The organism is Flavobacterium sp. KACC 22761 (assembly GCF_034058155.1).
Classification (GTDB): Bacteria; Bacteroidota; Bacteroidia; order Flavobacteriales; family Flavobacteriaceae; genus Flavobacterium.
Genome location: NZ_CP139148.1, coordinates 3,974,222 through 3,993,370, shown reverse-complemented (window position 1 = coordinate 3,993,370; position 19,149 = coordinate 3,974,222). Strand labels below are relative to the sequence as shown.

At 33.2% G+C, this 19,149-nt stretch carries 12 protein-coding genes; all 12 read left to right on the top strand.

Annotated elements, in window-relative coordinates; all coding sequences use genetic code 11:
• The first annotated feature begins 2 nt into the window (after positions 1-2).
• On the top strand, positions 3-518 hold the full coding sequence (locus SCB73_RS17285) for a hypothetical protein (protein ID WP_320567440.1): 516 nt from the start codon (positions 3-5) through the stop codon (positions 516-518).
• Positions 519-1,322: 804 nt separating this feature from the next.
• Positions 1,323-2,885, top strand: coding sequence for an RHS repeat domain-containing protein (locus tag SCB73_RS17280; protein WP_320567439.1), 1,563 nt, complete (start codon positions 1,323-1,325; stop codon positions 2,883-2,885).
• A gap of 703 nt (positions 2,886-3,588) precedes the next feature.
• Positions 3,589-4,002: a hypothetical protein gene (locus SCB73_RS17275; RefSeq protein ID WP_320567438.1), complete on the top strand. Its 414-nt coding sequence runs from the start codon at positions 3,589-3,591 to the stop codon at positions 4,000-4,002.
• A 242-nt stretch (positions 4,003-4,244) separates the two neighbouring features.
• On the top strand, positions 4,245-5,939 hold the full coding sequence (locus SCB73_RS17270) for an RHS repeat-associated core domain-containing protein (protein WP_320567437.1): 1,695 nt from the start codon (positions 4,245-4,247) through the stop codon (positions 5,937-5,939).
• Between the two features lie 2 nt (positions 5,940-5,941).
• Complete coding sequence (locus SCB73_RS17265; protein WP_320567436.1) at positions 5,942-6,421, top strand: hypothetical protein; 480 nt, start codon at positions 5,942-5,944, stop codon at positions 6,419-6,421.
• A gap of 445 nt (positions 6,422-6,866) precedes the next feature.
• The gene (locus tag SCB73_RS17260; RefSeq protein ID WP_320567435.1) at positions 6,867-10,994 is read left to right on the top strand and encodes an RHS repeat-associated core domain-containing protein; all 4,128 of its coding nucleotides are present in this window, start codon (positions 6,867-6,869) and stop codon (positions 10,992-10,994) included.
• Positions 10,995-11,010: 16 nt separating this feature from the next.
• Positions 11,011-11,532: a hypothetical protein gene (locus SCB73_RS17255; protein WP_320567434.1), complete on the top strand. Its 522-nt coding sequence runs from the start codon at positions 11,011-11,013 to the stop codon at positions 11,530-11,532.
• Between the two features lie 607 nt (positions 11,533-12,139).
• On the top strand, positions 12,140-13,576 hold the full coding sequence (locus tag SCB73_RS17250) for an RHS repeat domain-containing protein (protein WP_320567433.1): 1,437 nt from the start codon (positions 12,140-12,142) through the stop codon (positions 13,574-13,576).
• The gene (locus SCB73_RS17245; RefSeq protein ID WP_320567432.1) at positions 13,573-14,175 is read left to right on the top strand and encodes a hypothetical protein; all 603 of its coding nucleotides are present in this window, start codon (positions 13,573-13,575) and stop codon (positions 14,173-14,175) included. Before SCB73_RS17250 ends, SCB73_RS17245 begins: the two co-directional genes overlap by 4 nt.
• Positions 14,176-14,518: 343 nt before the next feature.
• Complete coding sequence (locus tag SCB73_RS17240) at positions 14,519-15,475, top strand: RHS repeat domain-containing protein (protein ID WP_320567431.1); 957 nt, start codon at positions 14,519-14,521, stop codon at positions 15,473-15,475.
• 238 nt (positions 15,476-15,713) lie between these two features.
• A complete protein-coding gene (locus SCB73_RS17235) occupies positions 15,714-16,373 on the top strand; it encodes an IS1 family transposase (protein ID WP_320567430.1) in 660 nt (219 codons plus the stop codon).
• A gap of 856 nt (positions 16,374-17,229) precedes the next feature.
• Positions 17,230-19,149 carry a DUF294 nucleotidyltransferase-like domain-containing protein gene (locus SCB73_RS17230; RefSeq protein WP_320567429.1) on the top strand — a complete coding sequence of 640 codons (1,920 nt, stop codon included), beginning with the start codon at positions 17,230-17,232 and terminating at the stop codon, positions 19,147-19,149.

The window sequence follows — 19,149 nt, the reverse complement described above, 5'->3', positions numbered from 1 at the left end:
TTATGTCAAAAAATAGAAATTTAGTCTTAATAGTTGGATTTGCATTACAATCGATAATGTCTTCTTGTAAAAAAAATGAAGAAGTTTTTGATAAAGAAACCAAAAAGAAAATAGAATATAAAATAGAATTTCCTGATACTGTTTATGTAAATGATTTGTATAGTGGGGTTATTAATTACAAAAGTATATTAGATACTATTACAACAAGTTTTGATGATAAGAAAAAGAATCGATATGTTCTTTTTTATTTAACAATAGTAGATAAACCAGACCCTGATTATATTCATTTAAAAAAAGTTGCAAAGAAATTTGGAGCAGATAATAATAAGAAAATTTCTATTTATGATGTAAAGTTTACTAGACCTGGTATTAATTATATTGATGGCATCATAAATGACTGTGTTATTATTGATACAGGTAAAAAGGATAAAAATGGTTCTCAACTTGTGAGACTTATAGAAAATGAAGAACGGATAACACGCAAAGTTATTGTAATAAATGGTCACGTTTCAGATTAGGGGTTTTTATAAAAACAAGCCTTTAAGCCCGGTCACGTTTCAGATTAGGGGTTTTTATAAAAATAAGCCTTAAAGCCCCGAAAAATAAGAGATAAATTAAAATTTTCAAATTAAAAAAAGACAACCTTAGGGGGTCACGTTTCAGATTAGGGGTTTTTATAAAAAGAAGCCTTTAAGCCCTGAAAAATAACAGATAAATATAATTTCAATTTAAAAAAAAGACAACCTTCGGGTTGTCTTTTTTGTTTTTAGCCGTTTAAAAAGCACAAAATCAAGTAAAAATGAATTAAGTGTATCAGAATAGGGGATGAAAACATGTTTTTTCTTGGCTTATTATGTTTGAAATAAGGCTTTTAGGTCCTAAAAAACTCTATATAAATTTCAACATTTGAAACGATAAACAGAAAAACAACAAATATGTTTATGATGCCAATGGCAACATGATTTATGTCAATACCGAGGAAGTAAAAATTGATGGTCAGGTGGTCACGTTTCAGATTAGGGTTTTTTATAAAAACAAGCTTTTAAGCCCAACAAAATGGGTGATAAATTATAATTTTCAAATTAAATAAGGACAACCTTCGGGTTGTCTTTTTTGTTTTTAGCTGTTTAAAAAGCATAAAATCTAATAAAAATGAATTAAGTGTATCAGAATAGGGGATGAAAACATGCTTTTCTTGGCTTATTGTGTTTGAAATAAAGCTTTTAGGTCCAAAAAAATTGTAGGTAAATTTAAATATTTGAACGTTTCATTATTGAAATAGGAGTCTTTGAAAAAACTGAAAAATCGTTGCCAATGGAAACATGATTTACGTCAATACCGAGGAAGTAAAAATAGACGGTCAGGTTGCAGAAAAAGCGTTAGAAAAGAAATTGCTTTGGGACGAAGAAAATAGATTGCAGGCTATTGATATAAATGGATATGTTTCTAATTACACCTATGATGCTGGAGGAGAAAGAGTAACGAAACTTTCAGGTGGTGGACAGGGAATATTTGTAAATTCAGTTTTTGCAGGAGGAAAAACATCTACAAGTGATTTTACACTTTATGTGAATCCATACTTAGTAGCGCAGAATGGTGGTAGATATACCAAGCATATTTATATCGGCTCACAAAGAATTGTTTCTAAACTTGGTGATTTTGATAGTTACGGAGCTGATCCTAGAAGAGTGGAGAAAGCTGGGGAATCCTTCTCTGGAGTAAAAGTGAATTATGACGCTAAATACAAGAAAGCGCTAGAGATTACTAAAGCAAACTATGATAGCTTTGAAGTTCCTTATTATGGCGTTGATAATAACGATTATGTGAATGGCTTAGGATTCTGCTGTAATCCTTCACAAAGTGCAAGTGCCAGCAGTTCTACTGCTAAATCTGCAAAGAACGATAACGCAGAACTGCAACAGTTTTATTATCATCCTGATCATTTGGGAAGTTCTTCGTACATTAGCAACTTAGATGGAGAGGTTGTACAGCATATTGAGTACGTTCCTTTTGGGGAAGTATTCTTGGAAGAGAAGAATGCGAAGTGGAATACACCTTATTTGTTTACTTCTAAGGAATTAGATAGAGAAACAGGTTTATATTATTTTGGTGCACGTTACCAAGACCCGAAGCTCGGAATATTTATATCTGTTGATCCAATGGCACTAAAATATCCAGGAGTTAGTTCTTATGCGTATGCACTTAATAATCCAGTTTATTTTATTGACCCTAACGGGATGATAGCTTCTCCTCCTGATTGGGTAGCTAGGGCAGATAACAGTGTTTATTGGGATAATAATGCAACATCACAAGCCACAACAAAATCTGGAGAGACCTATCTTGGTAAGGATGTGGCATATACTTCTGAGCGAGGAACAACTGTAAATTTGTATGCAGATAAGTCATGGCATGAAGAACTTATATTTGCACAAGTAGGTAAAGATAATACTGTTAGTCAAGATAATCCTACTAGTACAAGTGAACAACCTTTAGATGTAAGTGCATTAGGTACTGGTGCTCTTGCTCTAAATGTTTATGCTGAAGCTTTAACAGACTTTGCTAAAGCAAATTCTCAAACAATTTATAAATACGGTAGTGCTGAAGCTAGTGCTGTTGAATTAACTCTTCAGAATACGGCTCGTATGAATAAACTAGCTAGTGGCGCAGGTATTGGTAGTAAAGTTTTAGGAGGCTTTGGAATGGGATTAACAGGATATCAATATGCTACTGGTCAAATTACTGGTAGAGAAGCTAGTGTCGATGCAACTATGGGAGCTATAGGTTTTATGGGGCCTATAGGAGCAACTGTAAGTTTAACATATTTTGTTGGCAAGACAATTTATGAATATTCTTCAGGAAATACTTTATTTGAAAAACCACAATAATAAATTATGAAAACCTATTACTACTTATTGTTTAGAATTTATATGTTCTATAAAGACACTATAAAAGAGAAAGGCAATTATAGTCTTTCAGCTTCATTCGTTAGTACAGTTCTAATAAGTGTCAATTTAATGACTATTTATTTTATTTTTGAATATTTAAATATGTTTCCCTTTGCTCTCAGTAAATCCTATATTGTTGTATTTATGATTCTTATTTGGATATTTAATTATTATGGAATTGTTAGAAAAGAAGAGTTCTTAGAATGTGATTTTAGAAAGGATATAAAAGGAGGCGTTTTAGTAATAATATTTATAATTGCGACCGCACTATTTTTCATTCTGATAGCAAACCTTAATAGAGAAAAAATATTAAATCAAAAAACTGATAAAAATATGGTCACGTTTCAGAATAGGGGGTTTTATAAAAACAAGCTCTCAAGCCCTTTAAAATAACAGATAAAATGTAATTTCAATTTAAAAAAAGACAACCTTCGGATTGTCTTTTTTGTTTTTAGCTGTTTAAAAAGTACAAAATCAAGTAAAAATGAATTAAGTGTATCATAATAGGGGATGAAAACATGTTTTTTCTTGGCTTATCGTGTTTTAAATAAAGCTTTTAGGTCCTAAAAAGTTCTAGCTAAATTTCAATATTTGAAACGACAAGCAGAAAGACAACAAATACACTTTCGACAAGAACGGTAACATGATTTATGTAAATACCGAGGAAGTAAAAATTGATGGAAAAATTGCAGAAAAAGCATTAGAGAAAAAGATGCTTTGGGATGAAGAAAATCGTCTGCAAGCTATTGACATAAATGGTTACGTGAGCAATTACACCTATGATGCTGGAGGAGAAAGAGTAACGAAACTTTCAGGTGGCGGTCAGGGTATATTTGTAAACTCAGTTTTTGCAGGAGGAAAAACATCTACAAGTGATTTTACTTTGTATGTGAATCCTTATCTAGTGGCACAGAATGGCGGAAGATATACGAAACACATTTATATTGGTTCGCAGAGAATTGTTTCTAAATTAGGAGATTTTGATTCCTATGGGGTCACGTTTCAGATTAGGGGTTTTTATAAAAAGAAGCCTTTAAGCCCAAAAAATAACAGATAAATATAATTTCAATTTAAAAAAAGACAACCTTCGGGTTGTCTTTTTTGTTTTTAGCTGTTTAAAAAGCACAAAATCAAGTAAAAATGAATTAAGTGTATCAGAATAGGGGATGAAAACATGCTTTTTCTTGGCTTATTATGTTTGAAATAAAGCTTTTAGGACTTAAAAGTTCAGAAAGGAATTGCAATTTTTGAAATGACAAACAGAAAAATAACAAATATGTTTATGATGCCAACGGAAATATGATTTACGTAAATACGGAAGAAGTAAAAATAGACTGTCAGATTGCAGAAAAAGCATTAGAGAAAAAGATGCTTTGGGACGAAGAAAACCGTTTGCAGGCTATTGATATAAATGGTTACGTGAGCAATTACACTTATGATGCCGGCGGAGAACGAGTAACCAAATTGTCTGGCGGTGGGCAGGGTATTTTTGTAAACTCAGTTTTTGCCGGTGGAAAAACTTCAACGAGTGATTTTACGTTATATGTGAACCCTTATTTGGTTGCTCAAAATGGCGGACGATACACAAAACATATTTACATTGGTTCGCAACGTATCGTGAGTAAATTGGGAGATTTTGATTCCTACGGAGCAGATCCACGCAGAGTAGAGAAAGCAGGAGAATCTTTCTCTGGACTGAAAGTAAATTATGATGCAAAGTATAAAAAGGCGCTAGAAATAACAAAAGCTAATTACGATTCATTTGACGTTCCTTATTATGGCGTTGATAATAATGACTATGTGAATGGGCTTGGTTTTTGCTGTAATCCTTCTCAGGATGCTTCTTCTAGTAGCTCGACGACAGCCAAAAGTGCTAAGAATGATAACGCAGAACTGCAACAGTTTTATTACCACCCGGATCATTTGGGAAGTTCTTCATATATTAGCAACTTAGATGGCGAAGTTGTTCAGCATATAGAATACGTACCTTTCGGAGAGGTTTTCCTAGAAGAGAAGAATGCTAAGTGGAATACGCCTTATTTGTTTACGTCTAAGGAATTAGATAGAGAAACAGGACTTTATTATTACGGTGCGAGATATTATGATCCAAAGATTTCTATTTGGACTTCTGTTGATCCTATTTTGTTACGTGAAGAGATATATGAAAATCCTGAGTTTACTAATGGAGGTGTTTATAATTCACATAATTTATCATCTTATTCATTTTCATATAATAGTCCAATAGTTTATGTTGATCCAAATGGCGAATGTCCAAATTGTGTAACTGCAGCTGCTGGAGCAGTAATTGGAGGTATAATTGGAGGGGCTATAGAAGCAGGAACACAATTATACAGAAATGGAAAGGTAAACAATTGGAAAGCCGTAGGTGGTTCAGCATTACAAGGAGCTATTGTAGGTGGGGCAGCAGGATTTACAGGAGGAGCAAGTTTGGCGGTAACCGCTGGTGTCGCTGGTAGTGCAAATGCCATTGGAGGCACAGTAAATAGAGCTATTCAAGATAAAGAAACCACAGCAGCAGACTTATTAATAGATTTTTCGATTGGAGCAGTAATTGGAGCTGGCGCAAAATATATAAAAACTCCATTTGGTTCAGGAACTATTAAAGGTGGAGCTTGGATAGAAACTACAGAAAACATGAGTGCAGCAGCTGCAAAATATCAAACTTCAATTACTGGTCAAGCGGCAAATAAATCATTTTTGTTAAAAGGTGTTAAATTTGATGGATTTTCAAATGGTATTTTACAAGATGCAAAATCAGGAATGGGCAATTTCGTTGATAAGGCTACAGGAAGCTTTAAGCCATGGTTCACAGGTGGCAGAAAAATGATTGAGCAGGCTGAAAGACAGATAGGAGCTGCGAATGGCACTAAAATACAATGGTTTTTTGAAAACAAATCAGTAATGGAAGCTACTCAAAAGTTATTTAAAAAAGAAGGAATTAAAGGAATAGAATTGATATATAAACCAAATTAAAAATGAAAATTGAATTTGTAGAAAACATAAGAGGATTCATACCTAAAAAAACAGAGGGTATTGATAGTTTATCTAATAGAGTTGTATTTTTTTTGGAATCCTTAAAACAAATAGATGAGGATTTATTCTCTAATTGGTTTGAGCAAGGATGGTCAAAAAAAGAAGCTTTAGAAAAAAAAGTCGTATTTGAAAAAGAATTCATTCAAAAAGTTGTTGAAAAAGCATGGGATAAAAAAAATCAAGAATTAGGGAGTTACTTTACTTTTTGGTCAGGAAAAGATAGTAATCTTTATGGTGCACAAATAAGTTTTAAAATTGGTTTGATTTCAGATAATAAAAATTTAAGAAATAGGGTAATTGTTTCTCTCCCTATTTCGCAAGAATTAAGAATAAATAAAAATGATCAAAGAATTGAAAATATTATAAAATTGATAAAAGAAATATGGAATACAACAGATATTGAATTAGATTTAATGGAGTGAGGGGTCACGTTTCAGATTAGGGGTTTTTATAAAAACAAGCCTTTAAGCCCAACAAAATGGACGATAAAATAAAATTTCAATTTAAAAAAAAGACAACCTTCGGGTTGTCTTTTTTGTTTTTAGCCGTTTAAAAAGCACAAAATCAAATAAAAATGAAATAAGTGTATCAGAATAGGGGGTAAAAACATGTTTTTTCTAGGCTTATTGTGTTTGAAATAAAGCTTTTAGGGCTCAAAAATTTAGAAAGGAATTGCAATTTTTGAAAAGTTTTTTTGAAACAAGCGTAATCGAAAAAACTGAAAACTTCTAGTCTAGCCCCGATAGAAGCGGCATCCTTTTGTAGCGGGGTTCGCTACAAAAGATACAGCGGATAGCGGGACTAAACTTGTTTTGAAAACGTGAATTTTCTGCTTCAAAAAAATAAAAACAGTTAAATAAAAAAACAATGCTAACCCAAAACTACGATGTATCCGATTATTACAATGCCGGACAATTAGTAAGTTCTGTTTTGGCGAGCAATGAAGGGACAGATGCGCAGACAAATGCTGGAGAAAAATTTACAGAAAGCACGCAGAACTATTATACATATTCGGTAAAAGCATCAGGAGACGAATATAGTTTTAGTCCCGTAACCAAAATATGCTCAGACCGCGGCGTGAGTTTTACTCCTGTCAAAAAAGAAGTTTCATTTGCTTATGAGGGAGGCAGAAACCCGCTTCAGCTAAGCGAAGTAAATTATGATTATTATGTAAGCAAAGGAGAGTTTGGGAATCTGAGAACCTACAATTTTAAAGACAACAGCACCGGAAGCTATACAACAGATTTGATGTATAAATCGAACTTAGCGAAGCATATCATCGGGGTTCCTTATATATACAGGGTTACTACAGGAGGGCAGATTGTCAAGGATGTTGCTGTTCAGATGGATATGGAGTACAACCAGATATTAAACTATTCGTCAAAAGTGAATGACCTCGAATCGGCTTCTATAAGTTTTATGTATGATGAATACGGAAATATAACCCGAAAATATCTGCCACAGAATTATAAAGGAGAAAGACCTACTTTCTATTACCGTTACGATGATAAACTCAAAATGTATGTAGAAGAAATCTCAGATAATTTTGATTACAGAAGCTATTTCAGAAGATATGACACGCGTTACGGAATTCCTCTGGAAACCGAAGATATTAATGGTTATGTAGTACTAAAAGAACTGGACGAACTTGGCCGCATCACGAGAATTCAGGGGCCGAAAGAAGCCGCAACGGGACAATTGTACACCATTCAGATGGAATATTTTCCAAAAACAATTGTGGCCGATGGAAAGATAACCCGAACAGCGTATGCCAAAACCAGCCATTTCGACGCCCAGCACCCGAACGACCCGATTGAAACGGTGACTTTTGTTGACGGAATAGGACGAGCCATTCAGATTAAGAAAGATGCAGCCATTACCGATAATAAAACGCCTGATCAGCAAAGTGATGTGATGATAGTTTCAGGACGTGCAAAATTTGACGCTTTCGGGCGTGTGAAAGAAGCCTATTACCCGCAGACTTCGGTACTTGGAGACTGGAATAAATTTTTGGACAGTTATGATTTGGTTGAACCAACCAAAACGACTTATGATATTCTGGACAGACCCATTACGACTACTTTGCCGGATGGTGCTGCAACTCAAATGAAATATACAATAGAAGGCGATCTGCTGAAAACAGAAGTTGCAGATGCGCTGGGCAACATAAATTCAAGTTATGCCAACGGTTCAGGATTAACCATGAAAACTCTGGACGCCAACAGCGTTGCAACGCAGTTTGCTTATGACGGAATAGGAAGAAATATTCTGGTGACCGATGCGCAGGGACAGCAGACCAAGAGCACGTTTGATATGGGCGACAGGCGCATACAGGTCATCCAGCCCGATGCCGGAAAAAGCACCTTCAAATTTGACGCTTTGGGGAATTTGCTGGAAAGACAGACAGCAAATCTGGAAGCCAAAAGCAAGAAGATAACCTATGAATACGAGTACAACAGACTGACCAATATTCATTATCCTGAAAATCCCCAGAATGATGTACGTTATGTTTTTGGCACCAAAAACGAAAGCCAGAACCGCAAAGGAAGATTGATTTTGATGGAAGACGCCACAGGCGCACAGGAGTTTTCGTATGGCGTTATGGGCGAGATCGAAAGCATAAGAAGAACGGTTATTGTGCCTAATTCTGCCGTGGCAACGTATGTCACCAGCTGGAAATACGATTCATGGAACCGCCTGCAGGAAATGATTTATCCGGATCAGGAAAAGATAAGTTATACGTATAACTCAGGAGGCTTGTTGCAGGCCGTTGCAGGCCAAAAAGCCTACAGCTACAATTATGTAAACAAAATTGGCTACGACAAATTTGAGCAGAGAAGTTATTTAAAATACTGCAACGGAACCGAAACAAAATACAATTATGAGCCACTGAGAAGAAGGCTTGATAATATGACCGTAGCTTCAGGAACAGGATATCAAGGTGTTAACACGCCGCGAATGTTCATGAACAACAAGTATCAATACGACAAAGTAAGCAATGTGCTGAGCGTGACCAACAGCGCTGCAGGCGTAACCAACAAAATGGGTGGCATCATGGCGCATAATTATGCGTACGACAATTTGTACCAGCTTACAAGTGCCAGCGGTGTTTACACAGGAGCAGACCAGAAAACGGCAAATTATAATCTGGAAATGAAATACGACGATTTGCACAATATTGTGAGTAAAACACAAAACGTTGCGCAGAATAAGGTTACCGAAGCAGGTGCGCTGAAGGCCGGTTATACGATGAATTACAATTACAACAGCACCAACAAACACCAGCTTGACAACGTAACTGAAACGGAGTACAGAACTAAAAACACAGAACCGAAAGTCGACAAGCAGAAAGACAACAAATATGTTTATGATTCCAACGGAAATATGATTTATGTAAATACGGAAGAAGTCAAAATTGATGGTCAGATTGCTGAAAAAGCATTAGAGAAAAAAATGCTTTGGGACGAAGAGAATAGATTGCAAGCTATTGACATAAACGGTTATGTGAGTAATTACACCTACGATGCAGGCGGAGAACGTGTAACAAAACTTTCAGGCGGAGGACAAGGTATTTTTGTGAATTCTGTTTTTGCTGGTGGGAAAACATCTACAAGTGATTTTACGCTGTATGTAAATCCTTATTTGGTTGCTCAGAATGGTGGTCGTTATACGAAACACATTTATATTGGTTCGCAGAGAATTGTTTCAAAATTAGGAGATTTTGATTCTTATGGAGCAGATCCTAGACGTGTGGAGAAAGCTGGAGAATCATTCTCTGGTGTCAAAGTGAATTATGATGCTAAATACAAAAAAGCGCTAGAAATTACTAAAGCAAATTACGATGCATTTGAAGTGCCTTATTATGGAGTTGATAATAATGATTATGTAAATGGTCTAGGTTTTTGTTGCAATCCTTCGCAGGATGCTAGTGCTAGTAGCTCTACTGCTAAATCTGCGAAAAATGACAATGCAGAGTTACAGCAATTCTATTATCATCCTGACCATTTGGGAAGTTCTTCATATATTACTAATTTAGACGGCGAAGTTGTTCAACATGTAGAATATGTGCCTTTCGGGGAGGTCTTCTTGGAGGAAAAGAATGTCAAGTGGAATACGCCTTATTTGTTTACGTCTAAGGAATTAGATAGAGAAACAGGTTTATATTATTTTGGGGCGAGATATCAGGATCCTAAGTTGGGAATCTTTATATCTGTTGATCCGCTGGCGGAGAAATATCCTAATATATCTCCTTATTGCTATGTTGCCAATAATCCTATCGTTCTGAAAGACCCACAAGGAAAAGATATAGTTTATTTTGATGTTAATGGTAATGAAATAACAAGTAAAAGGATAGTTTCAACAACTATTTTTGAAACTTATATTGCTAAAAACGATAGACAAACTTCTTTTAGTAAAGTTCCTATGCCAAATGTAATAAAAGAAAGAATACAGACAGGAGAAGATACAACAGGAGCAGCTTACCAAGAAAATGATTATATTATAGCCGCTAGAACTGGACTGTTTAATCAAACAAAAAATGCTGGTCTATTACAACTTTATACGGAGAAAGGTCTACCGATACCAATTTCTGAATCTTTAAAGATTCCTGACTTAGATCCAACACTTGTAAAAGCTATGGCAATTCAAGAATCTCATAATGGAATTAGGGGGATTGGAGACATTATGACTGTAAACAATAAAGGTGACTATGACGCATATAAAGCTGCTTATGGTTTAACCAAAAATGAGTATGTTGATACAAATCGATCTTTATATTTGGGGATTAGATTTTTGGCCACAAAAGGATTTAGAGATGGTATAGATTATGATACAAAAACTGGAAATAAAACTTATAATTTTAAAGGTTGGTTTAGAGCTGCTGGTAATTATAATGGCTGGGGAGTCGAAAATTCAAAAGGTATAAAAAAAGAAGATAGAAAAACCCCATCTATGTATGAAGATTATATTAAATCAATGGTTAACGAATCTAATTAATTTTAAAATATACAATATGAACTTAAAACGGATATTATTAGTAATTATGACTTCTATTTTTTTATGTTGTAAAAATAAGCCTAAAAATAATCAAAAAACAAAAGATTATTTAACGAAATTAGAAGAGCTTGTTTTGAGTGAAAATAATGTGTTACAAGAATATATTATAAAATCAAATACTAAAAAAGAAACACTGGAATATAATATTATTTTTATAGGAGTTTTAAAAAAATCTGGTGTAAAGGTATTGCATTATGATAGACTGGCAGGTACTGATAGCCCTCATCTTGATTCATATTTGTCTCTTTATAGTAGTAGTGGGGAAAAATTAGGAAAATATTATATAGGGTCCGTCAGTACACCTCGGCTTGAAAATGATAATTTAATTTTTGATGAGAATTACGCTTCATGTAACCAAACAACAGTTGTTAGTTTTAGAGATAGTATCCCCAAAGAAATCTTTATAAGATGTACAGCCAATGGTGGTAATTTATATGGATTTGAAAAAGAAGATAATATAGGTCACGTTTCAGATTAGGGGTTTTTATAAAAAGAAGCCTTTAAGCCCAACAAAAATGGACGATAAATTATAATTTCAAATTAAAAGAGGACAACCTTCGGGTCACGTTTCAGATTAGGGGTTTTGGTCACGTTTCAGAATAGGGGGTTTTATAAAAACAAGCTCTCAAGCCCTTTAAAATAACAGATAAAATGTAATTTCAATTTAAAAAAAGACAACCTTCGGGTTGTCTTTTTTGTTTTTAGCTGTTTAAAAAGCACAAAATCAAGTAAAAATGAATTAAGTGTATCAGAATAGGGGATTAAAACATGTTTTTTCTTGGCTTATCGTGTTTTAAATAAAGCTTTTAGGTCCTAAAAAGTTCTATCTAAATTTCAATATTTGAAACGACAAGCAAAAAGACAACAAATACACTTACGACAAGAACGGTAACAAGGTTTATGTTAATACTGAGGAAGCAAAAATTGATGGAAAAGTTGCTGAAAAAGCGCTTGAAAAGAAACTTTTATGGGATGAAGAAAATCGTTTACAAGCTATTGATATAAATGGATATGTTTCCAATTATACTTATGACGCCGGAGGCGAGCGTGTAACTAAGCTTTCAGGCGGAGGACAAGGGATATTTGTGAATTCTGTATTTGCGGGAGGAAAAACGTCGACTTCAGATTTCACATTATATGTAAATCCTTATTTAGTCGCACAGAACGGCGGAAGATATACGAAACACATCTATATTGGAAGCCAAAGAATAGTTTCAAAATTGGGAGATTTTGATTCTTACGGAGCTGACCCAAGACGTGTTGAGAAAGCGGGCGAATCATTTTCAGGCGTAAAAGTAAATTATGATGCTAAATACAAAAAAGCGCTAGAAATTACTAAAGCAAATTACGATGCATTTGAAGTTCCTTATTATGGCGTTGATAATAATGACTATGTGAATGGGCTTGGTTTTTGCTGTAATCCTTCTCAGGATGCTTCTTCTAGTAGCTCGACGACAGCCAAAAGTGCTAAGAATGATAACGCAGAACTGCAACAGTTTTATTACCACCCGGATCATTTGGGAAGTTCTTCATATATTAGCAACTTAGATGGCGAAGTTGTTCAGCATATAGAATACGTACCTTTCGGAGAGGTTTTCCTAGAAGAGAAGAATGCTAAGTGGAATACGCCTTATTTGTTTACGTCTAAGGAATTAGATAGAGAAACAGGACTTTATTACTACGGAGCTAGGTATTATGATTCAAAGTTAAGTCTTTGGGCTTCTGTTGATCCGCAGAGAGAGAAACATCCAGAATATTCTTCATACATTTATGTAGCCAATAATCCCCTTAAATTAATTGATCCAGATGGAAGAGATTGGATAAAAAATAATACGACAGGCAAGTTTGAATGGAAAAATGGTGTAACTTCTAAATTTAATACACCAAAGGGTTACGTTTATATTGGAAAAGAAAATAATTCTATTGTTATGAATTTATTTGGAACTAATTCGATTAGCGATAGTAGCCGAGATATTGGATTAATTTCAATAGCAGATTTTGATAATCCACATTCAGCAAAAGGAGCGGCATTTATGAATATGATGACTAATACAACTTTGACTGTAAGTTTTTCTGCAGATATATCTACTGTATATAATAGTGATGGTAGTGTAAAAAGTAAAGATTTTAAAGGGATAAATATAAGTGCATCTGTTTCTGGAGATATCGTTGCGCCATATCCCGATATTGATATTAGTTTAGTTGTTCATAATATGAAATTGCAAGGTAATGAAATGAAAGCACACGAAGCTAGTCGTTTTGGCGAGTTTAGACAAGGAGGTAGAGGTGTTGCAACAACAATATTTGATAGTTATTGGAACAGTTCTTCAATACAAAGGAATTTTGGGAAATCATTTATTCTTGATTTTAGTTTTACAGGTCAATATTTAAATGGAAATACTCCAATGTCATTCTTAGGAGCTGCTGGAATCTTAGGACTTCCCAATACTACCGAAACGAATGTTTCAGCTAAATTTAATAATACAGCGGCGCCAATATTAATTAATCCTAATAAATTATGAGAATTTTCACGATAGCAATAAGTTTTTTATTCTTTTTATCATGTACTAACCAAAAAAAGGATATCTCAAATCAAGATCTAAATGTATTATTAAATAAAAGCATTAGAGAATATTTTCAAACTAAAGACAAAAGAATTTTGAATAGCGCTTATGAAGAACTTAAGTATAATAAAGATTATGTAGAAATTGGACTGTCCGGAAACAATTCCTTACCAATAATATCATTATTGTTGAATCTAAAAAAGTATGATGAACTGGAGCAATTGTTGTCGAAAAACAATACTATTAACGAATACAACAGAGTGAATACTTTAAATATAGTTAAGTTTCTGAAAATCAACAAAAAAAACAAAAGAGAAGCTAACTCTTATATTTATGAGAATATTGACAGAATTAAAGATTCTCTAAAAAAAACACCAAGGGATTCCTTACTTTATGCAGATTATTTTTCTATGAAAATGTTTTTGAAAGGTAAAAAAAATGCCTTGAAAGAAATTGATAGTATGAAGGCTACAAATAAAGATTATTCAGAATTATTTTACGAAGGAATTTTAAAGGAATCTATTAAGAATTACCCAGATGAAAGTTTAGGAAATTAAGTGGTCACGTTTCAGATTAGGTTTTTTTCTAAAAACAGGTCACGTTTCAGATTAGGATTTTATAAAAATAAGCCTTTAAGCCCTGAAAAATAACAGATAAATATAATTTCAATTTAAAAAAAAGACAACCCGAAGGTTGTCTTTTTTGTTTTTAGCTGTTTAAAAAGCACAAAATCAAATAAAAATGAATTAAGTTTATCAGAATAGGGTGTGAAAACATGCTTTTTCTTGGCTTATTGTGTTTGAAATAAATCTTTTAGGACTTAAAAAATTAGAAAGGAATTGTAATATTTGAAACGATAAGCAGAAAAACAACAAATATGTTTATGATGCCAACGGAAATATGATTTACGTAAATACGGAAGAAGTAAAAATAGACGGTCAGATTGCTGAAAAAGCTTTGGAGAAAAAGATGCTTTGGGATGAAGAGAATAGATTGCAGGCAATTGACATTAACGGCTATGTTTCTAATTACACCTATGATGCTGGAGGAGAAAGAGTAACGAAACTTTCAGGTGGCGGTCAGGGTATATTCGTAAATTCAGTTTTTGCTGGTGGAAAAACTTCTACTTCAGATTTTACACTTTATGTGAATCCTTATTTGGTGGCTCAGAATGGCGGTCGTTATACGAAACACATTTACATTGGTTCGCAACGTATCGTTAGTAAACTTGGTGATTTTGATTCTTATGGAGCAGATCCTAGAAGAGTAGAGAAAGCGGGAGAATCTTTCTCTGGAGTGAAGGTAAATTATGATGCTAAATACAAGAAAGCGCTGGAAATCACTAAAGCTAATTACGAATCATTTGACGTTCCTTATTATGGCGTTGATAATAATGACTATGTAAATGGACTTGGTTTCTGCTGTAATCCATCTCAAAGTGCAAGCGCGAGCAGTTCTACTGCTAAAACTGCTAAAAACGACAATTCTGAGTTGCAGCAGTTTTATTACCATCCTGACCATTTGGGAAGTTCGTCATATATCACTAATTTAGACGGCGAAGTTGTTCAGCATATAGAATACGTACCTTTTGGGGAGGTTTTCTTGGAAGAGAAAAATGCTAAGTGGAATACGCCTTATTTGTTTAATGGTAAAGAGTTAGACAAGGAGACAGGCTTGTATTATTACGGTGCAAGATATTATGATCCTAAAATTTCTGTTTGGACTTCTGTTGATCCGCTGGCGGAGAAATATCCAAGTATTAGTCCGTATATTTATTGCTTAAACAGGGTCACGTTTCAGATTAGGGGTTTTTATAAAAACAAGCCTTTAAGCCCAACAAAATGGACGATAAAATAAAATTTCAATTTAAAAAAAAGACAACCTTCGGGTTGTCTTTTTTGTTTTTAGCCGTTTAAAAGGTCACGTTTCAGATTAGGGGTTTTTATAAAAAACACGTCTTTAAGCCCTACAAAATGGACGATAAATTATAATTTTCAAATTAAAAGAGGACAACCCGAAGGTTGTCTTTTTTTGTTTTAAACATTTAAAATACTTAAAATCATGTATAAATCAATTAAATGTATCAGATTAGGGGATGAAAAAGAAATGTGAGAATTGTGGAGAAAAATGCAACAAAGATGGTTTTCAATCTAATGGAGTTCAACGATATAAATGCGTTTATTGTCAAAAAAAACAACAAGCAAATTATACTTATAACGCTTACAAAAACAATATAAATGAAAAAATAATAATACTAACGAAAGAAGGATTAGGAATAAGAAGCACAGCAAGAGTATTGAATATATCAACAACAACTGTACTTAAAAAAATATGTTTGATTGCAGAAAATATTCCAAGACCTGTAATTAAAATAGGAAAAACATATGAGGTCGATGAAATGAGAAGTTATCTGAAAAAGAAAAGTAATTTAATATGGATTGTGTATGCATTGGAAAGAGAAAGCGGAAAAGTTGTTAGTTTTAATGTTGGAAATAGAACAAACAAAACATTGGAAATTGTTTTAACAACCTTAAAATTATCAAATCCAAAAGCTATATATACAGATAATCTAAAAAATTACAAATATCTTATTCCTTCTGAAATTCATAAAACAGTAAAATTTGGAACAAATAATATTGAGAGAAAAAATCTTGCTATCAGAACACATCTTAAAAGGCTTAATAGAAGAACAATATGTTATAGCAAAAGTAAAAAAGTATTACTGTCAATTCTGAAAATCTACTTTTGGCACTGAAAAACGATTTAAAAAACAAAACTATTTAGCTTGTACCCTACAAAAAAACAAGAAATTAAAAGGGGAGTGGTAAAAAACTTTTTTGTTGTTTTCTTCATAAATTAAAGCCATGAAATTTTTTGATCTGAATCTACTCTATTATTTTGTTTATTTTCCGCTAAGTTTCAAAAATTATTTTTACGTTTTAGAATTTTCAGAATTTGTGAGAATTTTGATTTGCTGGTCAATTTTTAGAATTTCCCTAATTGTGAAATCACGTTGATAATTCAGATCAAGCAAATTATATGTATTTGTTGTATTTATTTTTTTTTCAAAATGTTCACTTAGATCATAATTTATGTAGGCTAATTCTAAAATTAATAATTCTCGTTTTTTGATTAGAGTTGAAATGTACTTCATACTGATTTAAAATTTTTAAATTGTTTTAATAATCTTTCATATAACTTTTCTAGTTTCATAATTCTGCCAAATAAGAGCCCTTATCGACACATTCCGGAAATAATACATAAATGACCTATAATTTATATTATGTAAAATAGAATATTTCAAAACTTATACACTCTGCTAATAATTCTCAGTTCTTATTTTCTTTGAAAAGTTTTTAAAATCGCTCACCTTCTTTTAGAAACAATTGTAAATGAGAATTTTACTAAAAAAATTAAACAAATTAAGTTTAAACAAAATGCACTTTACAGTGATATTTTAAATTTTAAACGTAAAAAAAACATTTTAAAGCCTTGAAATCAGTAATTCTTAACATTTCTTTAAAATATTCAGATTCTGCTAAAGATGCTGTCATTGTAAGACTTTATTTTCTTATTTTTACATTCGATACTTTAAAAAAATTATCAAACATATGAATACTATTGCTGAGCATATTGCAGATTTTTTAAAAGAATACCCGCCATTTAATAATTTGACTTTTCAGGAATTATCTGATATTGCAACAAATATCCGCGTATTAAATTTAGAAAAACACACTGTACTATTTCAAAATAACGATACGTTGCATGATAGTTTTTATGTTGTCGCTTCGGGTGTCATCAATTTGACTACAATTGCTGATGCTGAGGAAACTATTATCAATAAGTGTCATGAAGGCGATATTTTTGGCTTAAGACCTTTCTTTGCCAAAAACAACTATATGATGACGGCAAAAGCACGTGAAGAAAGTATTATCTACGCTATCCCTATTGCTGTTTTCAGACCTTTTGTTGCCAATAATTCTGATGTTTTAAACTTTTTATTGGAAAGTTTCGCGACAAATTCAAGACATACAAAAGACAGCGTAAATTCAAATGGAAAAATGATTTCTGATACCTCTTTTTATGTGGATCAGCAATCAGAAATGCAATATATTCAATCACTTAACTACAACAATTCGCCTTTAACTACTGAAGCAAATCACGTGGTTAAGGATGTTGCCATTTTGATGACCGAAGCAATGGTTGACAATATTATTGTTTGTGGCGAAAAAAACCGCCCTATTGGTATTGTAACCGCTACAGATTTGGCTTCAAAAATTGCTACTGGCCGTTATCCTATTACGGAGTCTATTGACAAAATTATGTCATCGCCTGTGGTAACGGTGATTGAAAATGTGTCGCTTGCCGAAGCACAATTGTTGATGTTGAAACATAATGTAAGCCATTTGTGTGTGACTAAAGATGGCACAAGCAAATCGGCTGTAAAAGGAATTATTTCTGAGCACGATCTAATTGTTGCTCAAGCTAGTAACCCTGGTGTCTTAATCAAAGAAATTAAGCGTTCACAGTTACCAAAAGACCTAAAACAAATCCGTGATCGTCTGTCTGATTTGATTCAGAATTCGATTCAAAAGAATATTCCAATTTCGCATGTCAGCAATATTGCGAGCGAAATCAACTTAGCAATTATCAAGCGTTCTGTTGAATTGTCTATTTTAGATTTAGGCTCACCTCCTGCTCGTTTTGCATGGTTAAGCATTGGAAGCCAAGGACGTAAAGAACAATTATTGCTTACGGATCAAGATAGCATTTTGATTTTTGAAGATGTTGCTCCGGAAAAATACAGAGAAGTTAAAGATTATTTTTTAAGATTGGCAAAAAGAGCTACTTCTATATTAGAAAAAGTAGGTTATGAATTTTGTCCAAATGGCCACATGGGAAGCAATATGTTGTGGTGTAAATCATTGACAGACTGGACAAAACAATACAACAGCTGGATGAATACTCCAGGTGAAAACAGCAATGATTTGAGCAGTATTTTCTTTGATTATGAAATTGTTTTTGGAGAGCCAAAAATTGAAGAAGTAATTGAAAACGTAATTTTCAAAAATGCTGTAAACAATACTTTATTCTTTGACTTTTTAGGAAATGATGCCTTGAAAAAGAACTCTCCTTTGAGTTTCTTCAAAAAATTCATTATTGAAGAAGAAGGTCCGCATAAAGGAAAATTTGATATCAAAAATCGCGCTTTGATGCCGTTGATTGATGCAGCACGTTTGTTAATTTTAAATGCAAACATTAAAGGAATCAAGAATACCTATTTGAGATTCAAACAATTAGCCATAACCGATTCTAAAAATGCTGAAATCTATTTGAGCTGTGCCGAAGCATTTTTGATACTCTCAAAATTCAGAACAGTTGAAGGATTAAAAAATGATGATTCTGGACAATATATTAATGTAAGAGATATGTCTAAAACAGACAAAGAGAAGTTAAAAAATGCCCTAACCCCAATGAAAGATCTTGAGGAATTAATTAAGAGTAAATTTCAACTTACACAATTCTCGTAA

Coding starts and splice junctions, on each gene's coding strand:
- SCB73_RS17285 (WP_320567440.1), top strand. CDS start 3: ATGTCAAAAAATAGAAATTTAGTCTTAATAGTTGGATTTGCATTACAA.
- SCB73_RS17280 (WP_320567439.1), top strand. CDS start 1,323: ATGATTTACGTCAATACCGAGGAAGTAAAAATAGACGGTCAGGTTGCA.
- SCB73_RS17275 (WP_320567438.1), top strand. CDS start 3,589: ATGATTTATGTAAATACCGAGGAAGTAAAAATTGATGGAAAAATTGCA.
- SCB73_RS17270 (WP_320567437.1), top strand. CDS start 4,245: ATGATTTACGTAAATACGGAAGAAGTAAAAATAGACTGTCAGATTGCA.
- SCB73_RS17265 (WP_320567436.1), top strand. CDS start 5,942: ATGAAAATTGAATTTGTAGAAAACATAAGAGGATTCATACCTAAAAAA.
- SCB73_RS17260 (WP_320567435.1), top strand. CDS start 6,867: ATGCTAACCCAAAACTACGATGTATCCGATTATTACAATGCCGGACAA.
- SCB73_RS17255 (WP_320567434.1), top strand. CDS start 11,011: ATGAACTTAAAACGGATATTATTAGTAATTATGACTTCTATTTTTTTA.
- SCB73_RS17245 (WP_320567432.1), top strand. CDS start 13,573: ATGAGAATTTTCACGATAGCAATAAGTTTTTTATTCTTTTTATCATGT.
- SCB73_RS17240 (WP_320567431.1), top strand. CDS start 14,519: ATGATTTACGTAAATACGGAAGAAGTAAAAATAGACGGTCAGATTGCT.
- SCB73_RS17235 (WP_320567430.1), top strand. CDS start 15,714: ATGAAAAAGAAATGTGAGAATTGTGGAGAAAAATGCAACAAAGATGGT.
- SCB73_RS17230 (WP_320567429.1), top strand. CDS start 17,230: ATGAATACTATTGCTGAGCATATTGCAGATTTTTTAAAAGAATACCCG.